Genomic DNA, 26,998 nt, shown 5'->3' on the forward strand with positions numbered 1-26,998 from the left:
GAGATTTCCCAAATAGTAAGATCCCTTATAGACGATAAGGTTGATAGGCTGGGTGTGGAAGCATGGTGACATGTTCGAGCTGACCAGTACTAATAGATCGAGGACTTAACCTTAACTAATTCGAATAAAATTTTATCTAATTTTCAAAGAAAAGGTCTGGTGGCGATGGCAAAGTGGACACACCTGTTCCCATCCCGAACACAGAAGTTAAGCACTTTTACGCCGATGGTAGTACGTTCGATCGTGCGAGAGTAGGAAGCTGCCAGGCTCTCTCTTTGAATATAACTTATGCCTACTTAGCTCAGTTGGTTAGAGCACCTGACTGTTAATCAGGGGGTCGTGAGTTCAAGTCTCTCAGTGGGCGCCATTTTGGTTATTTATAGATGGCCCGTTGGTGAAACGGTTAACACACATGCCTTTCACGCATGCATTTATGGGTTCGAACCCCGTACGGGTCACCATCTTAATAATTCAAGTCTCAGTTACTTCTGAGACTTTTATTTTTTTATTAGTAAATTTGAAATTGAATTTAGTTAGTGCTATAACACAAAAAATCCTAGAGCATAGAATTTCTAGGATTGTATTATTTAGTTAATAGCATTATTTCTTTTTCTTTTTATTGTATATATCTAAAGGAACAAACTTGGGTTTATCGCAGTGAGGACAGTACCCAATTGGGTATGGACCATCCATCCAACATTCTTCAATTATGTCATATGGAGCTTCCTCTTCAAAGTCGCATTTAAGACATTTCATAATGACAGTTTCTTCGTAAGAGTCTTTGTTAAGTTCATCTATAAAATATTGTCTATCTTCAATTGGAATTAATTCTAATGTTTTTTCTATATTTATGATTGGCATAGGTCCTATAGGAGTTAGTAATTCTCTAAGTCTATCGGCTTCAGCTTTATCATCATTCATTTCTGCCTCGTATATTTTTTGTGTTATTTCATCGTCGTGTTCCATTTCTTCAGGTGTAAATTCATGGTAACCTTCAGGATAAATGTATACTGGTTTGATTTGAACGAACCTTTCGCAATTGTATTCGAGCAAAGCTTCTTCAAATTTTTCTTCATCCGTAAGATATCTTTTAATCGTATTGAAATTTTTAGGCATATAATTCACCTTCCTCATTAAAATCATAAAAAGATAATTGTTTTGGAATACCCTTTTTATCAGGAAAGAAAGATAATTCGGGGCAAAAATTCATATAATGACCGCAAGTACATAGAAGAGGTTCGTAGTTGTAAGTCAATTTCATTTTTTTATTCCAATTGATATTTGATTTCATTTTGTTTAACTCAATAGTAGTATAAAGTTTTTTAAGCTTAGATAAATCTTGATTTGTATGTTTAGAATAAAACCCGCAATATCTAATATTATGGAATCCTTTATTAGGAATGTGTCTAACAAGTTTTTTCATAAAAACAAATACACTTTCCGTTATTTCTTGCCTACCTAATCTATTAGGATCATCCTCATCTAATAAATCATCCTCATGAGGATCATAGTAATATGTTATAGTAGCGTTAGTATAATCAACTTTTAATATTCTAGATTCAGCAATTGCAGGATGAGAAGCATATCTAGCAATATAACTTGTTAAATTTTTTATAGATACTCTATTATTATTTTTATCTTTAAGCTTAGGCCCATGAGCATAATATCCATCTGGATATCTCTTTTCTAATGATTTAGTTAATTTGTAGAATTTGTTATATTCATCCTTCGTTTTATTCTTTTTCATATAAATATACATTTTATTATGAAGAGAATACATAAATGATTTTCTTAATCTTTCATATGGAAAGAAGTAGTATTTATGAAATATATTATTTTTATCCATATATCCTTCGCAAATAAGAGCATGGATGTGAGGATTCCATTTTATATCACGTCCATATGTATGGAGAAATAGCATATAACCAAATTGTCTGTGTTCTCGTTTAGCAATTGGAGAATCTAATAAAAGATTAAAAGCTTCATTTACAGCTTCAAATAATATATCAAGTAAATTATCTCTATCATCAGGTTCAATAAAGTATTTTCTTAATTCTTTGGCAATCGAAAAAACAAATTGCCTATGAGTCTTACTTATTACAGTTTTAGATATTGATAGAGCACGCTCTTCTCTATATCTATTACCACAAGAAGAACAAAATCTAGAATTACAAGATAATCCTATGTTAACAAGGTTTTTACAATTAGGACATTCATATGTTAAATAGCCCTTTGAAAAATCTTTACAATGAATCATGGCATCTACGTTATCTTTTATTGCGGGTCTAATTAATCCTAAAGGATTATAATAATCGTAGAACATATCCCAGTATTCAGAAAAAAGTTCTCTTAAAGTTACTTTACCTTTAGATTCTCTAACACAAGGTAAGTTGTTTATAGCATTAAAAGCATTTTGATACACTCTTTCACCATTTCTAGCAGCTTCTAATAAAATATTTCTAAAATATTCAGTTCTAACACTATTATCTAGTGATAAATAGTCTTTAGTAACATTAATCATAAGTAAACACCAATGATATTATAATGGAATATTACTAAAAGAAAAAGAGGCCATTAGGCCTCCTAGGTGAAAAATAAATTTATTTAGTTTTCACTTTTGTTCTTTTATCTTGAATATTTATTTTTTTCTTGCTATAATAATACTGACAAAAAAATCAGTGATAAAAAAATCAGTAAAGATGGTGATGCTGTGTTTTATGGTAGAAAAAAGGAAATTAATTTAATAAAAAGTGTATTTAACGAAAACAATAAAGCTATTTTAATATACGGAAAAAGAAGAGTAGGTAAAACCACTCTAATCAAGGAATCTATAAAAGAATATGATTCTATTTATTTTGAATGCTTAGAAGATACAATTGAAAAGAATATTGAATCTTTTAAGGAAACTATGTCTAAGCAAGGAGTAATTGTTCCTTCTTATGTAACATTCAATGATTTTATTGATATATTTTCTTATCTTGATTCGTTAAATCAAAAATATGTAATAGTTATAGATGAATATCCTTATTTAAAATCACTTAATAATCCTTCCTATATTGATAGTATGTTTCAAAATGTAATCGATAATTATATAAAAAATTTAAATATAATTATATCTGGATCTTCCATGAAAATAATGAATGAAATATTAAAAGAAAGTAATGCCTTATTTGGTAGATTTAAAGAAACATTACTTATAGAAGAATTTAATCATTTAGAAGCATCAACATATTATTATAATGATTTAACTCCATATGATAAGGTCGCATTTTATAGTGTTTTTGGTGGAAGTCCATATATTAATGAATCAATTAATCCAAAAATAAGTATAAAGGATAATATTATAAATACATTCCTTAAAAATAGTAATAATGTATATAATTATGCAGATAATTTATTATTAAGTGATTCATCTAATAGAATTCAAGCTAAAAGAATTATAAGTACATTAGGTAATTCTAAAAAGAAGTATAGTGAACTTGAGAGTATATTAGATAAAGAAAAAACAGGTAAAATTAATGTTTCATTAAAATCATTAATTGAATTAAAACTAGTAAGCAAAGTGTTTCCAATTAATAAACCCAATGATTCTAAAAAATCATTTTATGAAATTAAGGATAATGCAATTAGATTTTTTTATACATATGTTTACAATTATAAGAGTAATCTAGAAATATTAGGTCCAAACGTCTTTTACGATGAGTATATTAAAGATTCAATAAATACTTATGTTTCTCATAGATTTGAAGACATATGTAGATCCTATTTTTCCATACAAGTTAAAAATGGTAATTTAAAAGGGATTAGAAATATTGGCACATATTATTATGATGATTCAGTAAGCAAACAAAATGGTGAATTTGATGTGGCTTTAGATGCAAAAGATGGATTTGATATTTATGAAGTAAAATACCTGAAAAAACCATTTGATATAGCATCTTTAAATAAGGAAGTAAGCCAAATTCAAAATATTAAAGGAATTAAAATAAATAAAATTGGCTTTATTAGTGTTAATGGTTTTGATTTTAATTCGGATGAATATGAACTTCTAGATGGAAATAAATTATTTGAATTTAAAGAGTGATTAGTATGATAAAAATATTAAAAGATATAGAGGAGTATGTATTTTTTATAAACAAAATAAATAAAACTGATAATTATTCTGATCCAATGCTATCTAATGAGGTTCAAATGAAGCACAATTTGCTTGAATCAGTTAATAAAAAAGATAATATTACTTTTGGAATATTTGATCATAATAATATCATTATTGGTTTCTTTGTATTTTTAGTTATAGAAGAAGAAAAATATGCAGAAATGATTGTAGGATTATCAGATAATAAAAAGGCATATTTCGAGTTGTTTGAGTATTTATTTGATAATTATAAAGCTTATAATATCGATTTTGTTTATAATCCAAATAATAATTATTTAAATGAATTATTAAAAGAATATAATGCTAGTTTTGAAATAGAACAACAGAAGATGCAATTAATTAAATTTAATAATATCAAAAGAAAAAATGAAGTTATATTATATTCTCCAAAATATAAAGAACAATATATAAATCTTCATTTAAAGGATACATATTGGACAGGAGAAAAGGTATTAACTGCATTTGATAAATTTAGAGTTATATTAGCAATTAAAGATAATAAGGTTGTTGGATATGTTGATATAACTCATAAGTATGAAGAAAATGAGCCATACGATGTCTTTGTTAAAGAAGAATATAGAAATATGGGTATCGCAACGGATATGCTATCCTATGCTATTGAACTGGATAAGAATAAAAGAATCATGTTACTTGTTGATATAGATAATGAAAAAGCTATTAAGTTATATGAAAAACTAGGCTTTGAAAAAGTAAAAGGAAATAATATAACAGCCCATTTATATATTGAATGAGTATATATCTAAACTATTTCTAAGATAATCGCTAGATAGTTATATTTGTGTTATAATCATTTTGGGGGGGTGTTTTCATGAAGAAACTTGTTACAATATTTATATTTTTGTTTATGGCAATTAGTCTTGCAGGTTGTGAGTTATTCGATGAAATTGCTGGTGGAGACACCGATACAATTCATAAAAGCTCATATGAGCCTATTACTGGTAAATTCGTATTATATGAGGCTACAGATCAAAGATTAAATAATCCGGATGCATATTTTGAATTTAATGGTAGTAAGGGTAACTTCTCTATGAAGTATTATGAAAATGGTGTACTTAAAAGAGAAGGTCAATTTAATCGTGTTGTTATTCATCAAGAATACATTGGACAAATCAAAGACAATTTACATTTTAATGTAAAGATTGGAAATACTACAGAACATATTGGTACATACACGGAATCTTTAGATCCAATAGATCAATTTAGAATAATTGAAGAATATACTGGTTCTGATACAAAGTTTTATTATTCAGAATTACCATACATTCTAGGTACATATGTTAGAGAAGGAAAAGAATATAAAGAAGAAGCCAAAACTACTCAAGATAAGGATTATTCCATTCCAACAGTAGAGAATTTCACTTGCCTACTTAATGGTAAATATGCCTTAGATGAGGATACATATTTCTATTTTATCTATCCATATAAAAATGATTATTATGCCAAAGCATATTTCCAATATTTTTCTAAAGACTTAGAAAAGCCATTAGAAGGCTTTGCAGCAGGAAGAACATATACAAATATTGGTTCTGATACGGAAATAATATTCACATATTCTACTCAAGTGCTTATGTATAAGGCTGGTGGTAAAACAGATGAGAGTGGAAGCCTTTTTGGATATTATTCTATCGATAGTAATGACCGATTAGTCGAGCATTGGGGAAATGTAGATTATAATGATGGCATTCTTAATTCATTTACCTTTGAACACTTATCTAGAACCTGGACAGACGAAGAAATGGATAAATGGACGAAAGATTTAGATTATAAACTTCCAGATCCAATCTATTATGAATACATTGGTGGAACCTATTTAAAAGTTCAATAAATAGTATATGATAATTGATAATTATATAATACAAACAAGGAGGATTATAAAAATGGATTATTTTATAAGAATAAATGTTTATGTTAAACAAGAAGATGTTATTTATTTAAAAAACATCAATGTTGAAGAGTTAGAGGACAAGGTTGAAAAATTTGTTGATAAGAAGACTAAGTCAGAAACTACAGAAGCAACTATACGTATTATTCCTTGCATTGCTGCAAATAATACTATGGACATTGTATTTTGTGATTGTGATGAAAATGATGATTATGATGAAGAGGATTCAGATGAATTCTTTTCTTGGATAGAGGATGACAAATTAGACTTTTTCTTTAAATCACTTTTACCAATTGAAATTGGTGGCTTAACTATTATAGAAAGTGAAGAAGCCATGCGTACTGTTTAGGTTTATATAAATTAATATAAGCTATTTATTGGAGCATTTAAATTAATGCTCCTTTTTTTATTTTTATAGCCTTTAAATAACATCTTTTACGATAACCACACATAGTGTGGTTTTGTTGAAATCAATGTTATTATATGTTATAATGATAAAAATTTCGGATGAGGATGAGTCAAATATGAAAAAAATATTTCGATTTAATATTAAAGGCTTAATTTTTTCAGGTATATGTACTCTTTTAATATTAGTACTATCCTTAGTATCTGGGGGATGGAATCCATTTAGCTCTTTGGATAATAAAATTTCAGATTCTATGTATCAGCATAAGGATGAAACAGTATTAGAAATTAATATTGTTGGTATCGATGATAAGACAATAGAAAAGTATGATGCTTATAATCCTATAGAATACAGAAAGTATTTTGCAGATATATTAAATAATTGGGCAGATAATGGTATTGTACCTTCAGCCATTGGCTTTGATGTAATATTCAATAAGACATTTGGCTGTGATGCGGTAGATTTAAAATTATCTGATGCAATGAAAAGACATAATGTCGTATTAGGTGTTAATGGAGCATCAAGAACGAATGCTCCATACGGATTATCTGAGGCTATTTATAATGGTGCTAGCGCTATTGGATATGTAGATGCCCTAACGGATAATGATGAAGCCGTAAGAAGAACCTACTTAAGAGGTCCTAATTATGATTCACTCGCTTATGCAGTTTATTCTATGTATGCAAAGAATAATAATATTCAAATGAATGAATACAATAAGGGTGAGGCCTATTATTTTAGATATTATGGTGCACCAGAATTAAATTATACTGGTGACGGTAAGGTTAATAGTGTAACCTCAAGCTTTAATTATATTTCGATGGCAGATTTAATTGAAGGTAATGTTCCATCAATTAGACATGCCGAAAACTCAATTGTAATCTTTGGTTCTTATGCAGCCGCTACAGATTCAGGATTATCTAACGATATGTATAATTCACCAATTGGTGAAATGTTTGGAATGGAGATACAGTGTAATATTATTCAATCCTTAATGTTTGATGAAATATATACTCCAGTATCTGTTCCAGTATATACAATTGTTAATTCCATAGTAATATTTGTCATTGTATTCTTAATGGCATGCTTGGCATTCTATTTAGGTATGTTAGCCTTTGGTGTAGGAATTGGCTTTGAATTCTTACTCATGGTAATTATGTATGCGAATAAAACATATCATTTTATTGCATTACCACTCTTTGTATTAATACTCGCATTTATACTTTTAGTAATAGAGCATTACTATTCCGAATATAAGCATAAAAAGGAAGTTATTGGAACATTTAAAAGATATATCTCCCCTGATGTTGCAGAAGCATTAGTTGAAAAGCAATCGGATACAATGTCTTTAGGTGGAAGAAAAAGAAATGTTGCTTGTCTATTTGTTGATATTCGTGGATTTACAAAAATGAGTGAGGAGCTTGATCCAGAGGATGTTGTAGATATCTTAAATGGATATCTAGAGATGGCAACAAATCAAGTCTTCAAATATGGTGGTATGGTTGACAAATTTATTGGTGACTGTGTAATGGCAATATTTAATGCCCCAGTAGATTTAGATGATTATATTTATAAAGCTGTATGTGCAGCCTTTGGAATTGTAAAAGTCGGAAGACACATATGTGATCAGGTATTCGAAAAGTACAACAAGAAGCTTGAATTTGGTGTTGGTGTACACTTTGGAGATGCCGTCATCGGAAATATAGGTTCGAAGACTAGAATGGATTATACAGCAATCGGAGATACAGTTAATACTGCATCTAGAATAGAAGCTTCTGCAGCAGGAGACCAAGTTTTAATATCTAAGGATGTATATGAGGTATTAAAGGATAGAATCAAGGTTGTTGATGCTGGAGATAGAATGTTTAAAAATAAAAAAGAGCCAATCAAGTGCTACGAGGTAGTAGAAATTGAAGGCTATATTGAAGAATAGGAGGGTATTAAAATGAGTAAAAAGAAATTAATCATTATAATATCATCAATAACAGCAGCAATAGTTGCTGCTGTTGCCATTGTTTTAGCTATCGTTTTAAGTAATAAATCTGGCGAGAATACAGATTTAAATTACTTAGATTCTGCTAGAACAATTAAAATTGTTGAGCTTGAGGGTAACGCGACAGTTACTGACGAAAAAGAAACAATTAATTGCTTTAAGGGCATGAATTTATATAACGGAGATACAGTAGATGTATTAGAAAATTCTGTATTAGTTATTAAATTTGATGAAGACAAATATGTATATATTGGAGAGAATTCTAAAATCAATTTAAAAAGTCAGGGTAAGAATTCCTATAAGACCAATATCTTTGTTGAAAAGGGTGTAGTCTTAGCTGAAATTCAAAAGCCTTTAGGCGAGGATGAAGAATTCTTCTTATCCTCTAACAACTCCGTAATGGCGGTTAGAGGTACAATCTTTGGTGTAACTGTTAAAGAGGTTGGAAACGAATATGTACAGACTTACTCTGTATATAAGGGTGTAACTGAATTATATGTATTCGATAAACTTGGAGATGAGTTAATTCAGGGTAAATTAACGGATATTTCTAATTCTAAGATTGAATTAACTGTTCCAAAGGATAAGGTTTTAGAACAAGAAACATTTGATGACCTATTAGGAAATTGGTTAGACAACAAGGTAGAACAATTCGATAATTCCGAAGCTGCAAATGAAAAGCTTGAAGAAGTTGAAATTACTGTTGGTAAACCATCCAAAGAAGATTACCAGGATGTTATGGATAAGATTGGAGATTCCTCTGTATCTTATTCAGCAATTGAATATAATGTAGAAGGCTATTTTGGTGCATATGATGGAGAGGCACACTCCATCACACTAAAGACTGAAACTCAAGGTGCAACAGTACAGTACAAGGATGATGAAAATGGAATCTACAAGGATGAAATGCCAAAGTTCACCTTACCTGGTTCCTATAGAGTATACTTTAAGATTTCTTGCGAGGGATATTCTGATAAAGAAGATTATAGCGTAGTTCAAATTACAAAGGCAGATTTATTAGTTGAATATGATAATATTCCATCTCAAGGTTTAGTAGCTGGAATGAGTGTTAATAATGCATTAGGCAGATTTAATCTATTTGATTATGTTGTAATCAAGGGTGTAGATAAAGACGCTAATGAAATTTTAAAAGCTACATTTACAAGTGAAGATACTCTATTAGAAGGAACAAATTCTTATAAAGTAAATGTAGTATTACCAGATACAATTAAGAATTGTTACAATGATTTAGTTTTAGATATCACTCTTAATGCTGCAACAATTACTTTATATCAAACAGATTTAATTAATAATAATTATGTGGATTTGGATAATGCAACAAAATTCAACAAGTTTAGTGGTGTAGCAGAAAGTGAATTATTCGCAAATCCAGTATTCTATGTTGGAGACCAATTAATGTCTGGCTATAATTCTTATGAATTTAGTTATCCTTATAAAACAGACGGTTATTATGAATTAAAGAATGGTATTAATGAGGTAAATGTATTATTCTCCTATGAGGATTATGATATCAAGGCAAAGGTAACATTTAATTTATATGATTATAGAGATGAAGAATCTATTGTTATTGAAGAGGATGGCTTCTCTGTTGTAAAGCTTGCAGAAGATGTATATTATTTCAATACAAATGATATGCCAACATCAAATAATAAATACCAAATCTCATCTGTATATTTATTAGAGCATTTAGGCTTAAATGATTTCCCTGGTTATATAAATTTACCAACAGATGTATTGGATAATAATTCAGCTAATTATCAAATGGATAATTCTTATGTATTAGAATTCAATATTGATGATACATCCCTTGTAGAATTAGTATTATTCCCAAATAATGAATCTAAGGGTGCAATTAAATATTTAAGTATTTATTTCTCAAAAGATGCACCATCTGGTTATCCAGAATTTGAATTCACAAATAGCTTCGCATTCTTACCTAATTCTAATATTGATTTCATTATTTCTGATTTACCAGTAAAGTATTCTTTTGATGATAATACATATCAAGAAAATATCTCTATTAGTGAACTTGGTGAATATAACATTTATTATAGGGTTGGAGATACTGTAGTTGCGAAGGGTATTAAGACAATTACAATTACGAATGGTTTTATTACTATTGATCCAAATGTTCAAAATTTAATTAGTGGTACTAGAATATTATCTAATGATAATGATTTAACTGTAATGTATTATGATAATACTTTAGGTGGTGGAGATGGTGGTTATGAGGCCATTTCATCTACAGATAATTCAACAATTTCATCATTCGATGATATTTATGAAATTTATACTGGCATCATAAAGAATTCAAAATATTATAATAGTGTAACAAATGAAGAATTAGAAGTAGAAGTATTTGTTTCTGAAAAGAAGGCAAATAGCGCAGACTTCTCCTATGAGGTAGTTTCTTCTGGTTATATTTCATTACAAGAAACAGTTTCATTTGAATTTACAAATGTTGCAGAGTTTGATCAAAAGAATCAGCAGTATATTGGAGATATTGAATATATTAATGGTAGTATATATGTAATAAATCCACAGGATAAGACAGTAAGTCTATCCGAAATTGATGAGGTATATGCATCAAGAGTTGCATATTCTTTAGAGGATATAGATACATACGAAGCAGAATTTGAAATTTCATATTCCATTGATGGTGGTAAAACATGGTCTAAAGATGTACCAGTATTAACAGAAGTTGGCGAATATGATGTATATCAAATTTATCAGATTACTTATCTTAACGATGATGTAGAAGTAGGACCAAAGACTATTGTTAAGATTCAGCATATCACTATAACAGAGTAAGGAGGAGAATCATATGAAGAAAAAGAATTTAGCTTATGGAATAGCAGTATTATCTATTTTTACACTTGCATCATGTGGTTCACAATCCTTTACAAAGGATAGAGGACAAGTAGATGAAACACTTCCTAGTGTTGAAATTCCTGATGTCTTAAAGCATGACGCATTATCCTATACCGTTAAGCATGAGCTTGAAAATGCGAATGGTGGATATGATACTGTTTATGTTCAAAATCTAGATGGAAATAAAGGAGAATATACTTTAGCTGAAGCACTAGAATATAAAGGATATACTCCACTACCTTTTGAACAGGTATTAATTAATGATGAAAGTGTAGTTGTTGAAATTAAATATAAGGCCAACGAATTAAAGCTTACATTACAGGATATCGATAGCAATATTGGTTATGTATATGGTGGTGGAGATTATTATGCATATAATAATGAGGTTACCTTAACTGCAAAGCCAAATATCGGTTATGAATTTGTTGGTTGGTTTAATGGAAATAATGAATTATCTAAAAATAAAACATATTCCTTTACCTTAGAAGAGGATATGAATGTATATGGTAAATTTAAGGTTTCTGATGAATTCAAATACTTTGATTTCACATCAGATCAAACATCATGTACAATCAATGATTTAATACTTGATGCTCCAACAACTTTAGTTATTCCAGAAAAAGTAACTAAGATTGCGGATAATGCATTCTCTAATGCAAAATTAACAAATGTTATATTGCCAACAACATTAAATGAAATTGGCAATGAAGCATTCTATAGATCTTCTTTATTAAGTGTAACTATCAATTCAGATATTAATATAGATAGATATTCCTTCTATTCATGTAGTAGATTATATGAAATCTATAATAATTCTAATTTAAATCTTCAAATTGGATCTGATGATTATGGTTATGTTGCAAAGAATGCATTAATTATTCATTCATCCAACAATGAATCATCTATTTTTACAAAGCAAGATGACTATTTATATGCCGTAGTAGAAGATTCATTAACCTTAGTAAATTATGATGGTCATGAAAGAAACTTAAGCTTACCATCTGAGGTTACTATTGATGATAAAACATATGATAGCTATAGTATTGCTACTTTAGCTTTAGCAAAAAATGAGGACCTAGTAATTGTTACAGTACCAGAAGCAGTAGAAGCTATTGGGGATGGTGCATTCAATGGATGTAGTAATCTATATGAAGTATTCAATTATAGTAATTTGAATATTCAAAGTTCTTCTTATGATAATGGAGGTATTGCATCTAATGCGGTTGCTGTTCATACAGATTCAACGGAGGATCAAGTAGTATTCTATAATGATGATTTTATTTATAGAGTTGATGAAAATTATGCAACAATTCTAAAATATACTAATAAGGCAAAGAAGAATGTTGAAATAGGATCTATTAAAGATTATTACATAATTATTGGTAGTGAATCCTTCCGTAATAATAAAGTCATTGAATCCTTAGTTTTAGGAGAAAATGTTAAAGAAATTGCAGGCAGTGCCTTTGATAGTTGTAGTAATTTAACATATGTTGAAGCCAATAGTGTTAAAACAATCGGCTTTAGTGCATTCCAAAATTGTTCAAATTTAAGAGATATTTCTATGGATTCTGTTGAGTCTATTGGAAATTCTGCATTCCTATATGATTATTCTTTATATCAAGTAAAGCTTCCAGAAAGCCTTACTACAATTAATACAAACGCATTTAAGAATTGTTATAAGCTTGTTTATGTATTAAATAAATCGAATATATCTATTTATACAGGAAGCACAAGTAATGGATATGTTGGATACTATGCGAAAGAAATTGGAACAAATACTGAATATTTTACAAATGAAAATGGATTTATTACATATTTATATGATGATCAAAAATATCTTGTAAGCTATGTTGGCACGGATACAGATGTTATCGTTCCAAGTGATATTTATGAAATTGATATGGGTGCTTTTTATAATAATACAAATATGAAAAGCGTATCTGTTTCATCAAATACTATATTAAATGATTCTGTATTTGCTGGTTGTAAAAATCTTGAATATATGGATACTCCATATTATAGTAATGGACTATCTTATTTATTTAAATATATGAATTCTAGCTATCCACAAGAAGGTCAGATGCCAGAAAACTTAACAAGTATTAGAGTAACTGGTAATGATGTATATTTTTCTTCTAGCTATTTTGAATATATTAATTTAGAAACTTTAGATTTAGCTTGTAGTGTTTCAAGCTTCAATTATATGTTTAGTAGTTTATTAAATTTAAAGAATGTATATTATGAAGGAACACTTGCAGATTGGTTAGAGTTCTCATTCTCTGATGCAGAAGATAACCCAATGTATAAAGCTTCTAATTTCTATATTTTAGATGAAGAAGGAGAAATTACTTTAGGACATAATAAATTTAGCACTATAAAGGAATTAGTTATTTCTGATGACGTAGAATCTATTGGCAATTATCAATTCTATGGCTTTGGAATTGAAAAGCTAGTTATTCCAGCTTCTGTTACATCTATTGGTGTAGGTGCATTTGCAAATTGTAAGGAATTAGCTAGCGTAACATTAAATGGCCAAGAAGAAATTTCTTATAGTATGTTTGAAAATTGTTCAAGCTTAAGAAGTATTGATTTAACAGGTATAAAAGTAATTGGAAATTCCGCTTTTGCAAATTGTGGTTTAAAGACTATTGATTTAAAGGATGTAGAATCATTAGAGTATTCCGCATTTGCTGGTTGTGAATCTTTATTAAAGGTAACATTACCAGCATCTATTACTGTAATTCCAGATTCCCTATTTAGGAATTGTTATGGATTACAAAAGGTAGAAATTTTAGGTAATGTTACATCTATTGGTGAAGGTGCATTTGCAAACTGCTATTTATTAAATAGTATTAATATTCCTAATTCACTTGAAACCATTGGTTCAGCTGCATTTAGGAATTGTGAAACAATTAAGAGTATTTCTTTGAGTGATACAAATGTAACTGATATTGCATCCTATTTATTTGCAGGCTGTAGAAGCTTAGTTAATTTAGAGCTAGGCCCTGCAATTAATAGTGTAGGAGAGCATGCGTTTGACAACTGTAAGGTTGCTTTAACTAAATATGAAGGTGCATATTATTTAGGACCAGAAGATAATCCATATAAATGGCTAGTTAAGGTCGATAAAACAGAAAAAACAGTTGTTGTTAATGAAAACTGTGAGATTATTATGGAATCTGCATTCTCTAAATGTAAGTCCTTAAAATCTTTGACAGTACCTAATTCAATTACTTCCTTAGGTCAAATATTAAAGGGTAATACAACTATTGAGTATTTATCTGTTCCATTTATTGGTGATGGACAATCCTATCCATATATGAATTATTTCTTTGGAAGTACATATACAGATTATACCTATGTACCAGCTTCCTTAAAAACAGTTGCCGTAACTGGTAATATTACAAAAATTAGTTCTAACGCATTTAAGAATGCAGCAGGTATTACATCTGTAATTTTATCCGATAGTATTACAACAATTGAAGATAATGCATTCTATGGTTCAGGTATTACAGCTATTGATTTAAATAATGTAGAAACTATTGGAACATCTGCATTTAATTCATCAAGCTTAAAATCTATTTCTATTACAAATAAAGTTACATCTATTGGAAATAATGCATTCTCTAATTGTAAACAGCTTACAAGCGTTGATATGAGTAATATGAGTAATACTTGTTCCGTTGGAACATATGCATTCTCTTCATGCTCTAAATTAGCTTCAGTTGATTTAGGAAATGCTAAGAATATTAGTAATAGAATGTTTGAAAATTGTACTCTATTAGAGAATATTACTATTCCAAGTTCAATTACTTTCGTAGGTCAATATGCATTCCATAATGCAGGATTAACTTCCATTGATTTATCACAAATGGCAGATAATACAACAATAATGGATTATGCATTCGCAGAATGTGCATCCTTAGAAAGTGCAATCTTACCAAATATAACAATCATTTATTCACATTTATTCTATGATTGTACTAGCCTAGAGACTTGTGCAATTCCAAATAGTGTAACTGAAATTCAAGTGAATGCATTTGATAATACTAGATTACATAGTGTTACACTTCCTGAAGGAATTAATAAATCTATTGGTTCACTTGCATTTGGTAATAACCCTAATTTGGAAGAAGTTATTATTAAATGTACAACAAATGCATATGCAAGTAGTAATTATAGTATATTCTCCGGTAGTAACTATATTAGTACTGTAGTATTTACTGAGGGCTGTACAACCATAACTAATAGCTTATTTAGTGGACGTACATTGCTTTCATCTGTTACTTTACCAACAACACTTGAGACAATTGGTCAATCTGCATTTTATAATTGTTCATCCCTAACATCTATTACAATCCCAGAAAATGTAACATCTATTGGTGATAATGCATTCTATGATTGTACAAAGCTACTTGAGGTATATAACTTATCTGGACTTACAATTACAGCAGGTTCAGAAGAAAATGGAAAAGTTGCATATTATGCTATTGCTGTTCATAATAATGCATCAGATGACTCTATTTATGAAAAAGATGCCAATGGCTTTACATTTGTAGTAAAGAAGGGTAAAGGCTATTTATTTGCATATGATGGCACTGAAACAGAAGTTACTTTACCATCATCCTTTGTAAAGAATGGAGTAACATATAATACATATGATATTCATTCAAATGCATTTATTAATAATACAAGTATTACTAGTGTAACAATTCCTGGTTCAGTTACAACTATCGGTGAAAGTGCATTTGAAGGCTGTACAGCTTTAACAAATGTAATGATAGAAGAAGGCGTTAAGGTAATTGAAGAAAGTGCATTCTATAATTGTTCCGCATTAGAATATTTATCCCTTCCAAATTCATTAGAAGCAATCGAAGGTACTGTATCTTATGGTAACTATAGTAATTTACACTATTACTGTTCTAGCGATGGAGATATGTATTTGGGTAATGAGACTAATAATTATTTAGTATTTGCTAAAGTTAGAGGCACTTATATTAATACTATAAATATTCACGATGGATGTAAGATAATTGCACCTAATGCTGCATGTGGTATTTATTATAATTGCACAGTTAATTTCCCAGAAGGATTAGAGTATATTGGAGACTATGCATTCACAGATTGTCAAAAAACTAAGAACTATTCCTTCCCATCAACTTTAAAGTATATTGGTAATCATGCATTTGCATATAATTATGCTCTACAAGCTGTATTATTAGCGGATACAGAAGTAGAATATATTGGTGGTTTTGCATTCTGTGCAAGTTCATCTAATCACAGTATTACAGCAATTACTCTTCCTGATACATTAACTGAAATTGGCCAATACGCATTTGAATATAGTCTTGTAACATATGTAGTAATACCAGCATCAGTTAAAATAGTTGGAGATCGTGCGTTCTATTATAATTCAAATCTTGCAGATATTGAAATTGCTTCTAAAGATACAAAATTCTATATGTATGCATTCTATGGTAGCCCTATAGCAAATGTTTATTATGATTTAACAATGGATGATTGGGCAACATTATATTTTGATAATGAAGAAGCATCTCCACTAATCAATTCTAATTCAGTATTATATGTTAAGGATTCACTTGGTGAATATACATATAATGGAAATACTTATAGATTAGTTGATGATGTTGTATTAACAAATAATGTAGAAGAAATTGGTGATTATGCATTCAATAATCTTAAGATGACAAGTATCACTATCCCAGCTACAGTTAATAAGATTGGTACAAAAGCATTCTATAATTGTACATCATTAGTTAATGTATATTATGAAGGAACTATAGAAGATTGGGTTAATATTTCATTTAAGGATATTTATTCAACTCCAATGTCTAATGCTATCTATTTCTATATCTTAGATAATAGTGGATCAATTATACATAATGGAAAGAACTATTCCTTAGTAACAGAAGCTAATATTACAAGTAGCTTAGAGAAATTACCTGATTATGTATTCTATGGATTTAAGGATTTAGCAGTTGTTAGCCTACCAAATACGATTTTAGAAATTGGTTCTTATGCATTCTATAATTGTAGAAGTATAAAGAATATTGAATTACCAAATAGTTTAACTACAATTGGTGATTATGCATTTGCTAATTGTATTAACCTAACTGATATTGAATTCCCTAATACAGTTATAGAAATTGGTTCTTATGCATTCTCCTTCTGTAGATGTTTTAAAGATATTACATTACCAGCATCATTGACAACTCTTGGTACATATGCATTCAATGAATGTTATAATTTAAAAGATATAACATTTAATGCAAATCTTACAAAAATCAATGATTATGCATTCTCTAAATGCTATAATCTAAAGAATGTATACAATGATGGAACTTTAGTTAATTGGTGTAATATTGTATTTAGCAACGAAACTTCAACGCCAATGTATTATGCATCAAACTTCTATTTATTAGATAGTGAAGGTACAACTACTCATAATACTAAGACATATGAATTATTAACTGATTTAACAACACCAGAAGAAGTAACAGCAATTAAGAAATACTCATTCTATGGATTTGATTGCTTGAACTATCTTACAATAGCTAATACAGTAACAACAATTAGTATTTATGCATTCTATGATTGTGAGCATTTATATATTGCTACTTTAGGTACTGGTTTAACAACTATTGGTTCAAGTGCTTTTGGTAACTGTTATAGATTAGTAGAAGTACGTAATGGCTCAAAGGTATCACTTCCTGAACCTGGAAAAACTTCTAGTACAAGTGGTGATATCATGCGTTATGTAATAAATACAGCCAATTTCTACAATCCTAAGAGCTTGTTTAATCTAGATTCTAATGGTCATATTATTGATGAAAATGGTTATTTATTTGCTTCTATTTGGGGTAACGATGGATATTTAGTTGATTACATTGGTAATGAAACCAACTTAGTATTACCAAGTGAATTTAGTACTTATTCAAATACAGGACTTACGGATTATAGAATCAATGATTATGCATTCTATAAGAATAATAAAATTACAAGTGTGGTAATTCCAAGTAATGTTAAGCCTATAGGTAGCGGCTATACTTTTAAGTCTCAAATTGGTGCTCATGCGTTTGATTCATGTGCAAACTTAGTATCTATTACTATAGCAAGTAATATAAGTAGCTTTGGTGATGATGCATTCAATAATTGTGACCGATTATATGAAGTATATAATTTGAATCCAAATCTATCATTAACTATGGGATCACAATATACGGCTAAATATTTATCTTATAGAGCTAAAGTGATTCATACATCATTAGATGAAGATTCTATTGTAACTGTTGATCCTAATGGCTTCATGTTTATGTATTTAAATGAAACATATTATTTAATTGGCTATGCTGGCGAGGATACAAATATTACACTTCCATCAAGCTTTGAATTTAATGGTAATACAATTACAAATTATGAACTTTATGAGTATGTATTTAGAAAGTATAGATTCATAACAGATGTTACAGTTCCAAGTAATATTGAAAAATTTGGTGTTTCTACATTCATTGACTGTACAAGTTTAATGAATGTAAATCTACCAGATAATATTACAAATTTGGAAAGAAATGTATTTTATGGCTGTTATAGTTTAGATAGTATTAAGCTTCCTAGTGGCCTTACTGCAATAGATAGTAATATGTTATACTATTGCATAAATTTAACAAGTGTAATAATTCCTAGTGGGGTAAAGAGTATAGGATATTATGCATTCTATGCAGATTCCAAATTAGAAAAAATATTCTACGAAGGAACTAGTGAGGAATGGGCTTCAATTAGTATTAATTCTGATAGTTGCATTTCTCAAAAGGCAATTATATATTATTATTCAGAAACTGCTCCAACAGAAAGCGGAAATTATTGGCATTATGTAGGAGAAGTACCAACAATTTGGTAACAGTAAAGAGGTAGCTTTGGCTACCTCTTTTTGCATGAAAAAAATAAATTTTTAAAATATATATTATGTTGCTCACATCTTGCAACACCCGTTTTGTATACTATAGCTGCTTAAATACTTAAGCGAGATTAATTGGAAAAGTTGAAGGTGAGTAAAATGAAAAAGTATATTAAGTATGGAATTGCAGCATTAACACTAGGAGTTGCATGTGCGGGAGTATTTACAATCGCAAATAAAGTAAGTGCATCAAGTGAAGCTGTAGAGCCAAAAATTACAGCAACAATGAATTATGATGAATCAAAGGATTTCTATGGAACTAAGGTAATTAAGGGCAAATATTCCAATGGAGCATCTTATGATATGTATTATAGTGATGGATTCTTTAAAACAAATCCAGATGATTACCAGCCACATATGGCAACCCTTGCATGTCAGTTAGCTCATGCATCAAATACATATGAAAATAATGGTGATTATTCCTATGGTGATAAGCAAATTCGTGAGGCCTTAGGTACTATCGGATTTGATAGTATTTATACATCCGATACATATAGAAAAAAGCCAACAGCGGATAGTATTGCGTGTGTAATTGCAAAAAAGGATATTAAGGATGTTCAAAATCCTAAATATAAATATGCAGTTGATATCACAGTAAGAAGTGCAGGCTATGAAGCAGAATGGGCAAACAATGTTAAGCTAGGTAAGGAAGGGGAAGCTGAAGGCTTTGGTGGATCAGCACAAAAGATTGTATCGAATTATCTTCCAGACTTCTTAAAGGCTAATCCAAAGGTTGAAGAAGCCCTAGATAAGGGTGAGGTTGCATTCTTCGTCAATGGCTTTAGTAGAGGTGGCGCAACAGCGAATATCGCAGCTAAGAAGCTAGTGGATGAATATCAATCTAAGGGTAATGGTATTTATGCATATTGTATCGAAGCTCCTCAGGGTGGTGTTGCATCCTTAGAAAAGCCAAATATGGATTATGGTTGTATCCATAATGTAGTTAATCCTAACGACTTAGTATGCTATGTAGGACCTACAAAGATGGGCTTCAAAAGATATGGTGTAGATCATTTCGTATGTGGTACACCAACGGATTCTAAAAACTTACAAAAGGGTACAATCTTTGAGGCATTAACAGATAATAAATATGATACTTCAGCATATGAAAAGAATAAGGCTTTAGTAAAGGAAGAAGAAAAGAAGTTATTAAATAAGGATGATGTATCTAATTGTGAACCATATGATGTTACATATAAGCAGCTTGACTTAAGAAATTTTAAGATTAAGGATAGTGGAAAGAGAATGACTTACTGCTTCATTCAATCCTTCATTAATAATCTAATGTATCAAAAGGGTAAAATGCATGTAGATAGAAACTTATATACAGATAAGCTTCAGCAAGCTGCAAGCAATCTTATGGAATTCTTATACAAAGATCCTAACTTTAAATCTATTACTCTAGATAGCCCAGAAGCTATAATTGGTGCACTTCCTTCATTATTATTAAAGTTCGCTGGTAATGTAAAGGTATATTCTAAGTCTAGTAATATTTTCAAGGTTGCATGGGAATTTTTAACAAATAGTGATGATTTAACTTATGATCTTGAGTTTACAGATAGCATTAGAAAGACACTTGCAACAGGTATTGTAAATGTATTGATGGCACAAAAATCTGTAACTAAGCTTTTAGATGAGAAGTATCCAACAAAGGCAGATGGTGCAAGAAAAGATATCTATAATATCCTTTATGAGGGATTAAGCGGAAGCAATTCATTAGATAATTATATTACAGCATTCTACAATATTAAGGGAATCTTTAATAACCATTCTACAATTCAAACATTAGCTTGGTTAAGACTTGAAGATTCTTGGTATTGCCCTCAAGTTAATGCACAATAAATAAAAGAATATAGATAATTACGAATCCTGTTTAAGCCAAACAGGATTTGTATATTGTCTATAGGAAGCTTTAATATTGTGTTATAATGGTAGTAGGAGGCAATTAATATGTCTGGTTTTTTGCATTATTTTAACGATCATTTTATATTATTTGTCTTATCTATAAGTTTATTGGTTATATTATTTGTAGCATCAAAAATAAACAAAAAGGATAAGAGGCTTTTAATATCTATAGTATTTTATATATTATGCTTAGCTATTTTTGAATATCTTGAAACTCTATTTAATGATTCTGTTGTTCATGAAGAAAATTTTCCAAGGTATTTGTTTTCTAGCTTATGCTATATCATAAGACCAATGATTATATGTCTTTTTTATCATATAAGGTTAGATTTTAAAAATAAAAAGAGTTATTTTATTTGGATTGGAGTAGCAGTAAATACAATCATTTATTTACTTGCTTTATTTGCATATAAAAATCCAAGTATGCGTCTTGTTTTTTGGTATAACAGTCAAAATAATTTTGATAGAACATGGTTAGGCTATACCGTATATGTTATTTGTGCCCTATATTTAGTTTCATTAATCGTTGCATCTATTATAGAAACAACGATAAAGAAAACAAAAAGACAAATTGATATAATTATTATAATAACTGCATCTATTGCTATATTAACTGCCGTAAACACTATTGTATTAAAACTAGAGTATTCTTATACATCGGAAGCATATGTTTTAGGTGCAATCCTTTATTTCTTATATTTAAGCTTCCAAAAAGCATCTAGTGATGCAGTTAAATATGAAAGAGATATGCAAGAAAAAACCACATTCTTAATGCTATCTCAAATTCAGCCACATTTTGTTTATAATACTCTAACAACAATTCAGGTTTTATGTGAAATTGATCCAGAAAAAGCTGCAGAAACCATTGATTATTTTTCTAAATATTTAAGAATGAATACAGATGCATTAAGTAAAACTACTCCTGTTCCTGTAGAAGAAGAAATTAATCATGCAAAGGCTTATTCTAAAATAGAAATGGTTCGATTTGATAATGTAGAGGTAATATTTAATGTAGAAGATAAGGATTTTAAACTACCAGTATTAACCATAGAGCCTTTAGTTGAAAATGCTATTAAATATGGTGTTAGAGCTAAAGAAAAGGGTATCGTTGAAATCAAGACATATAAAAGTGATAAAAAACACGTATTAGTGATTAAAGATAATGGAGTAGGATTTAATACAAATCAAATAAATAATGATGGTAAAAACCATGTTGGACTAAATAATGTAAAAATGAGAGTTGTAAATATGGTTGGTGGAACCTTTGATGTAGAAAGCATTATAGGCGAAGGAACAACAATCACTATTACAATTCCGGAGGAAGAATAATGAAAGTAATATGCTTAGATGATGAAAAAATCATACTTCAGGGTATGATTATGAATTGCAAAAAGGTAGAAAAAATAGATGAGGTAGTAGGATTCAATAACTTTAATGCTTTGGTAGAGTATTTAAAGAATAATACCTGTGATGTTATTTTTTCAGATATTAATATGCCAGATGTGAATGGTATAGATATTGCAAAATATTTAAGAGAGAATCATCCGGAGATTAATGTTGTATTTACTACTGGCTATACAGAATATACCAATCAAGCAATCAGAGCGAATGCGAAGGGATATTTACTTAAGCCTGTTAGTAAGGAAATGATAGAAGAACAAATTAATTATTTTCTAGATAATAATGAATTAAATAAAAGAGTTGTTGTACAATCCTTTGGTAATTTTGATATTAAAGTAGATGGAAAACCATTACCATTATCTTCTAAAGCTAAAGAAGCTTTGGCTTATTTAGTTGATAGAAATGGTTCTGCGGTGAATAGAAAGGAACTAGCTGCAGTCATTTATGAGGATGATTCTTATTCAAGAACTATTCAAAGCTATATTACTAAAATATTTGCAGAATTAAAAAAGGTATTAGAAGAACACAAACTTGAGGATTTATTATTGGTAGATACAAATACCTATGCAATTAATACGAATTTAATCATTTGTGATTCTTATGAATTCCTAAAAGGAAATAAAAAATACAAAAATGCCTACCATGGAGAATATATGATTCAATATCCATGGGCAGATATGGAATTATATAGATTTGAAGGCTAGGAGGAAAATAGAAGGATAGTATATTTGTAGTGCTGTAATTAAGAATGAAAATCTAGTAAGAAAAGAAAAACTAAGTATTAAAAAATCAAATAACCGTGGCAATTTATCTATATTATCTTTTTTTAGTAGAAGGATAATGAAAACAAATTATATCTTATTAACAAAAAATGCTTTTAAAACCATTTATGGTGATGTGTTGAAATGGTTGATTTTCCATTTAATACAAGCTAAAAGCAAATAGTATTAAAAAATGGAGACTAACTAATATGAAAAAATTTATTAAAGTAACAGGAATTGTATTATTTACATTAGGTGGTGTTGCCTTAGCTTCTTGTAATAATAGAGCATCAGAAGAAGGCGAATACCAAGTAAAAGAAGTTGACTATTATAGAGAAAATAATGTCGTAGATCATAAGGTATCCTTAAGATATTATAAGGATATGCCAAATGTACCTTATGTAGGATTAAATCAGTATTATAAGGAATTCTATAAAACAAGTTTTGATATAACACAAAATGATACAGATTACACATTTAAAAAAGATGATTCATATATTAAATTTGATACAAAGGGAGATACCATTGAATATAAGGGAATGGAGGTTATTGGTAGTCACCCAGATTTTGTATCTAATAATTCCAAAGGATTTATGGTTGAATTAACCAAAAAATCTACGACCCCAATTCCATTTAGTGCGAATTTGAAAGAATATAATATTCCTATATATGGTTCTTCCTTAGAGGTATATGTACCATTCCAGTTTATTTCGAATGTAATTACTTCCGCAACAGCATATTCTATTGTCTATAACGAGGGTAGCTTATATGAACTTGATGTTATGGGTCAATTATCTAATGGTGTTGAAAAGATGGAAGGGTATTATGATAATTATTATGAAAAGCTTGATGATAATGTAGAAAGAAAAGAAGATTTAATAAAATTCAGCTATGATTTAATATGCTTTGAAATTGATAAAAGAAGAGGCTATACAACTCAAATGGCTTTAGTAGATAATAATATCTTATCCATTGGCTTAAATGGTACATTAGAAAGATATTATCCTCGCATTAAGGAATTATTATTATCTAAAAATAAAAAAGAATATCAAACAGGTTTATACTGCTTATTTAGTGGACTTTGTGATGGAGGCCATACTGCCTTATTAGGCCTTGAACGTATGATGTCAGATGATGCAATTTCTGCAATTGTAAGAGATAACCAAGAATTACAAACAATTATCTATAAGGGCTTAATGCCAGTGGCACAAAATGAAATGCTGAAGGGAAGTGTTGCAGATGCAAAAAAAGCCAACCTAGGTGATGATGCAACTGGCTATTATTATAAGTATGATAATGCTTCTAAGATTGCATATATTGGTTTTGATTCTTTCCAAGTAAACTATACTGGTTGGGATGAATTTTATGAAAAATCTTCTAAAGGCGAAACACCTACAATGCCTACAAATGATTCTTATGCATATGTAAGAAGTCATCTTTATAAAGCGGTTGAAGATGGAGCTGAAAATGTAGTAATTGACCTATCTACAAATTCAGGCGGTGACTCATCAGCATTAATTGGAATTGTTGGTTTGCTAACTGGTGGAGAGGTAGTATTCTCAACAAATAATACTGCTGAAAAGACGAAACTTGATGATATTGTAAAGGTGGATATTAATCTAGATGGTGAATATAGTGATCTAGATAAGGCTGAAAGTGAAAAGTTTAAGAAACTTAATATTGCCTTCTTAACCTCTGTTTGTTCTTTCTCCTGTGGTAATTTATTGCCTTCCTTAGCTAAGGAATTAGGTTATAAAATTATTGGTCAGCAAAGTGGTGGAGGATCCTGTGCAATTATGCTAGGTGCAACAGCTGAGGGCTATCCATATGTTCGTTCCTCTTATTTATGCTTATCGAATGAGGCTGGTGAGAATATAGATAGTGGCGTACCTGTAGACATTGAAATTGCCTATAATAAATTCTATGATATGGCTTATGTAGCTTCAAAATTGAATCAATAAGAAAAAGGCCCAACAACTGTTGGGTCCTTTATTTATCTAAATTATCATAATAATATTTTTTAATTGCATTCCAAGATACATCCGATAAATCATGTTCAAGCTTACATGCATCTTTTTCGGCATTATTTGCATCTACACCAAGCTTCTCTAGTATAGATGTTAGTATTTTATGGCGCTCATATATTTTTTTGGCAATATCTAAACCTTTTTTTGTAAGGTGAAGATGATTGAATTCATCAATTGTAATATATTCTTGCTCTTTTAATTTTTTTAATGCAATGGACACTGAAGGTTTTGAATATCCAAGTTCATTTACAACATCGATTGCGTGAACTTCATTTTTTCTTTCAGATACCATTAGGATTGCTTCCAAATAATCTTCCCCAGATTCAAAGAGTCCCATCTTATCCACCATCCTTATTTTATATTACTATCATTATATCAAAAATGTATTCCAAAAGGAAGATTTTGTAAGTATTTTTTAATAACAATATTATTATAATTTTTGAAAGAAAGTGGTTTCTTATACGTTCAAATTTAATAAAAATATGGTATAATAAATGAGTTGACAAAAAAGGAGATTAAGAAGATGACATTAAGCGATTATTTGTATAAATTCGAAGGAAATAACACATTAAAGCTATACTTGGACAATGCAATGAACGCTCCTGAAATGTATGTTGAGGTAAAGAAAGTTTCTAAGGGGTATGAAATTTTGCCAACTCAATTATTTTTAGCTGCAGCTGGAGGTGTAAAAGCTGCAAGCTTGGAAATATCTTCTGATTATGAAATTAAAAAGGCTTATTGTGGATGTGTACAGTTTTATAAAAATCAAATATGTGTGCATATTGTAGCATTATATGCAATTGGATTATACATTATTAATCCAGATTATTATGAAGATGAATTTGATCGTCTTGAGCAGAAGAAGCTTGAAGTAAAGCATAATGGAATTATGAATTTGTTATCCGATTCCTTAAAAAGTGTAAATACTTATTTTGGTTCTGTAAGATTAGTTCCTGTAATTGAAGAACAAGAAAATGATTATTTATTATCTATTAAGATTGGTTATGATAAGGATTATGTTGTAAAGGATATTGCTCAGTTTATTCAAATGACAGAAAATGGAGAATTCTATTCTTATGGACAAAGATTGGAATTTTATCATTCCTATGAATCCTTAGATTCCGTTTCTAAAGATTTTTATTCCTTCTTAAGAAACATCGTTAATGGTGAAAATGTTAAAAGTATTGTAATACGTAAATCTCAATTATTAAAAATATTAGAGATTTATGCTGGTAATTCTTTATATTTTAATGCTAAGTTCAAACAAAAAGTTGGTAATTAAGAAAAAATTCCATAATGATATGCTCCATAGGCCTGATATAAATCAATAGGCATAGGAAGCTTAGTTATATTTCTTACCGCTATTGTATGAACTTGTTTCATTGATTCCATATAAGTAAATGAAACTCTTGCCTCGGCCTTTACTCTATATTTAATCTTCTTTAAGAACAGAAGCCAGTTTAAATAATCCTGAAGATGTCTTGTTGATATGCCATGCTTTTTTGAAATCAAAATTGATAGTTCACTATGAATCTGATTTACATTTGATACTGTGTGATTATTTTTGGTGGCATATCTT

General features: G+C 29.4%; 15 protein-coding genes, 2 tRNA genes, 2 rRNA genes and 1 pseudogene. 16 read left to right on the forward strand and 4 right to left on the reverse strand.

Annotated elements, in window-relative coordinates; all coding sequences use genetic code 11:
• The 4 genes from EI71_RS07955 to EI71_RS07970 form a co-directional block, all read left to right on the forward strand.
• Positions 1-113, forward strand: a 23S ribosomal RNA gene (locus EI71_RS07955); the annotation flags it as partial.
• Positions 114-155: 42 nt separating this feature from the next.
• Positions 156-268, forward strand: a 5S ribosomal RNA gene (gene rrf / locus EI71_RS07960).
• Positions 269-290: 22 nt separating this feature from the next.
• Positions 291-367, forward strand: a tRNA-Asn gene (locus tag EI71_RS07965).
• Positions 368-385: 18 nt separating this feature from the next.
• A tRNA-Glu gene (locus tag EI71_RS07970) sits at positions 386-461 on the forward strand.
• 139 nt (positions 462-600) lie between these two features.
• On the opposite strand, the gene EI71_RS07975 is transcribed toward EI71_RS07970, so the two are convergent.
• On the reverse strand, positions 601-1,116 hold the full coding sequence (locus tag EI71_RS07975) for a hypothetical protein (RefSeq protein ID WP_119016722.1): 516 nt from the start codon (positions 1,114-1,116) through the stop codon (positions 601-603).
• Complete coding sequence (locus EI71_RS07980; RefSeq protein ID WP_119016723.1) at positions 1,109-2,521, reverse strand: IS91 family transposase; 1,413 nt, start codon at positions 2,519-2,521, stop codon at positions 1,109-1,111. Before EI71_RS07980 ends, EI71_RS07975 begins: the two co-directional genes overlap by 8 nt.
• 189 nt (positions 2,522-2,710) lie before the next feature.
• Between EI71_RS07980 and EI71_RS07985 the strand changes: the two genes are divergently transcribed.
• From EI71_RS07985 to EI71_RS08035, 11 genes are all read left to right on the forward strand, one after another.
• The gene (locus tag EI71_RS07985) at positions 2,711-4,084 is read left to right on the forward strand and encodes an ATP-binding protein (RefSeq protein ID WP_162849886.1); all 1,374 of its coding nucleotides are present in this window, start codon (positions 2,711-2,713) and stop codon (positions 4,082-4,084) included.
• A gap of 5 nt (positions 4,085-4,089) precedes the next feature.
• The gene (locus tag EI71_RS07990; RefSeq protein WP_162849887.1) at positions 4,090-4,908 is read left to right on the forward strand and encodes a GNAT family N-acetyltransferase; all 819 of its coding nucleotides are present in this window, start codon (positions 4,090-4,092) and stop codon (positions 4,906-4,908) included.
• Between the two features lie 77 nt (positions 4,909-4,985).
• Entirely contained in the window at positions 4,986-6,002 is a 1,017-nt protein-coding gene (locus EI71_RS07995; RefSeq protein ID WP_119016726.1) for a hypothetical protein, read from the forward strand.
• 52 nt (positions 6,003-6,054) lie between these two features.
• Entirely contained in the window at positions 6,055-6,408 is a 354-nt protein-coding gene (locus tag EI71_RS08000) for a hypothetical protein (protein WP_119016727.1), read from the forward strand.
• Between the two features lie 175 nt (positions 6,409-6,583).
• Positions 6,584-8,398, forward strand: a complete 1,815-nt coding sequence (locus EI71_RS08005) for a CHASE2 domain-containing protein (RefSeq protein WP_162849888.1) — start codon at positions 6,584-6,586, stop codon at positions 8,396-8,398.
• A 12-nt stretch (positions 8,399-8,410) separates the two neighbouring features.
• Positions 8,411-11,290 (forward strand): FecR domain-containing protein, encoded by a 2,880-nt coding sequence (locus tag EI71_RS08010; RefSeq protein ID WP_119016729.1) that lies wholly within the window; start codon positions 8,411-8,413, stop codon positions 11,288-11,290.
• Positions 11,291-11,303: 13 nt separating this feature from the next.
• Complete coding sequence (locus tag EI71_RS08015) at positions 11,304-19,268, forward strand: leucine-rich repeat domain-containing protein (RefSeq protein WP_119016730.1); 7,965 nt, start codon at positions 11,304-11,306, stop codon at positions 19,266-19,268.
• A 156-nt stretch (positions 19,269-19,424) separates the two neighbouring features.
• A complete protein-coding gene (locus EI71_RS08020) occupies positions 19,425-21,167 on the forward strand; it encodes an alpha/beta hydrolase family protein (RefSeq protein ID WP_119016731.1) in 1,743 nt (580 codons plus the stop codon).
• A 108-nt stretch (positions 21,168-21,275) separates the two neighbouring features.
• Positions 21,276-22,559 carry a sensor histidine kinase gene (locus EI71_RS08025; RefSeq protein ID WP_119016732.1) on the forward strand — a complete coding sequence of 428 codons (1,284 nt, stop codon included), beginning with the start codon at positions 21,276-21,278 and terminating at the stop codon, positions 22,557-22,559.
• Positions 22,559-23,335: a response regulator gene (locus EI71_RS08030; protein ID WP_119016733.1), complete on the forward strand. Its 777-nt coding sequence runs from the start codon at positions 22,559-22,561 to the stop codon at positions 23,333-23,335. Before EI71_RS08025 ends, EI71_RS08030 begins: the two co-directional genes overlap by 1 nt.
• 266 nt (positions 23,336-23,601) lie before the next feature.
• Positions 23,602-25,353, forward strand: coding sequence for a S41 family peptidase (locus tag EI71_RS08035; RefSeq protein ID WP_119016734.1), 1,752 nt, complete (start codon positions 23,602-23,604; stop codon positions 25,351-25,353).
• A 28-nt stretch (positions 25,354-25,381) separates the two neighbouring features.
• Here EI71_RS08035 and EI71_RS08040 read toward each other — a convergent pair whose 3' ends face one another.
• On the reverse strand, positions 25,382-25,756 hold the full coding sequence (locus EI71_RS08040; RefSeq protein ID WP_119016735.1) for a metal-dependent transcriptional regulator: 375 nt from the start codon (positions 25,754-25,756) through the stop codon (positions 25,382-25,384).
• A gap of 186 nt (positions 25,757-25,942) precedes the next feature.
• On the opposite strand from EI71_RS08040, the gene EI71_RS08045 reads away from it, so the two are divergent.
• Positions 25,943-26,701, forward strand: a complete 759-nt coding sequence (locus EI71_RS08045) for a hypothetical protein (RefSeq protein WP_119016736.1) — start codon at positions 25,943-25,945, stop codon at positions 26,699-26,701.
• Here EI71_RS08045 and EI71_RS10205 read toward each other — a convergent pair.
• Positions 26,698-26,998 (reverse strand): annotated as a pseudogene (locus EI71_RS10205) (hypothetical protein); the annotation flags it as partial. The gene EI71_RS08045 and the pseudogene EI71_RS10205 sit on opposite strands and share 4 nt — an antisense overlap.

It is taken from the genome of Anaeroplasma bactoclasticum (assembly GCF_003550015.1).
Taxonomy (GTDB): domain Bacteria; phylum Bacillota_I; class Bacilli_A; order Acholeplasmatales; family Anaeroplasmataceae; genus Anaeroplasma; species Anaeroplasma bactoclasticum.

Bases quoted from the DNA above. Each gene is read 5' to 3' on its own strand.
- EI71_RS08000 (WP_119016727.1), top strand. From the start codon at position 6,055: ATGGATTATTTTATAAGAATAAATGTTTATGTTAAACAAGAAGATGTT.
- EI71_RS08020 (WP_119016731.1), top strand. From the start codon at position 19,425: ATGAAAAAGTATATTAAGTATGGAATTGCAGCATTAACACTAGGAGTT.
- EI71_RS08015 (WP_119016730.1), top strand. From the start codon at position 11,304: ATGAAGAAAAAGAATTTAGCTTATGGAATAGCAGTATTATCTATTTTT.
- EI71_RS08010 (WP_119016729.1), top strand. From the start codon at position 8,411: ATGAGTAAAAAGAAATTAATCATTATAATATCATCAATAACAGCAGCA.
- EI71_RS08005 (WP_162849888.1), top strand. From the start codon at position 6,584: ATGAAAAAAATATTTCGATTTAATATTAAAGGCTTAATTTTTTCAGGT.
- EI71_RS08030 (WP_119016733.1), top strand. From the start codon at position 22,559: ATGAAAGTAATATGCTTAGATGATGAAAAAATCATACTTCAGGGTATG.
- EI71_RS07975 (WP_119016722.1), bottom strand. From the start codon at position 1,116: ATGCCTAAAAATTTCAATACGATTAAAAGATATCTTACGGATGAAGAA.
- EI71_RS07995 (WP_119016726.1), top strand. From the start codon at position 4,986: ATGAAGAAACTTGTTACAATATTTATATTTTTGTTTATGGCAATTAGT.
- EI71_RS08045 (WP_119016736.1), top strand. From the start codon at position 25,943: ATGACATTAAGCGATTATTTGTATAAATTCGAAGGAAATAACACATTA.
- EI71_RS07990 (WP_162849887.1), top strand. From the start codon at position 4,090: ATGATAAAAATATTAAAAGATATAGAGGAGTATGTATTTTTTATAAAC.
- EI71_RS07980 (WP_119016723.1), bottom strand. From the start codon at position 2,521: ATGATTAATGTTACTAAAGACTATTTATCACTAGATAATAGTGTTAGA.
- EI71_RS08035 (WP_119016734.1), top strand. From the start codon at position 23,602: ATGAAAAAATTTATTAAAGTAACAGGAATTGTATTATTTACATTAGGT.
- EI71_RS08040 (WP_119016735.1), bottom strand. From the start codon at position 25,756: ATGGGACTCTTTGAATCTGGGGAAGATTATTTGGAAGCAATCCTAATG.
- EI71_RS08025 (WP_119016732.1), top strand. From the start codon at position 21,276: ATGTCTGGTTTTTTGCATTATTTTAACGATCATTTTATATTATTTGTC.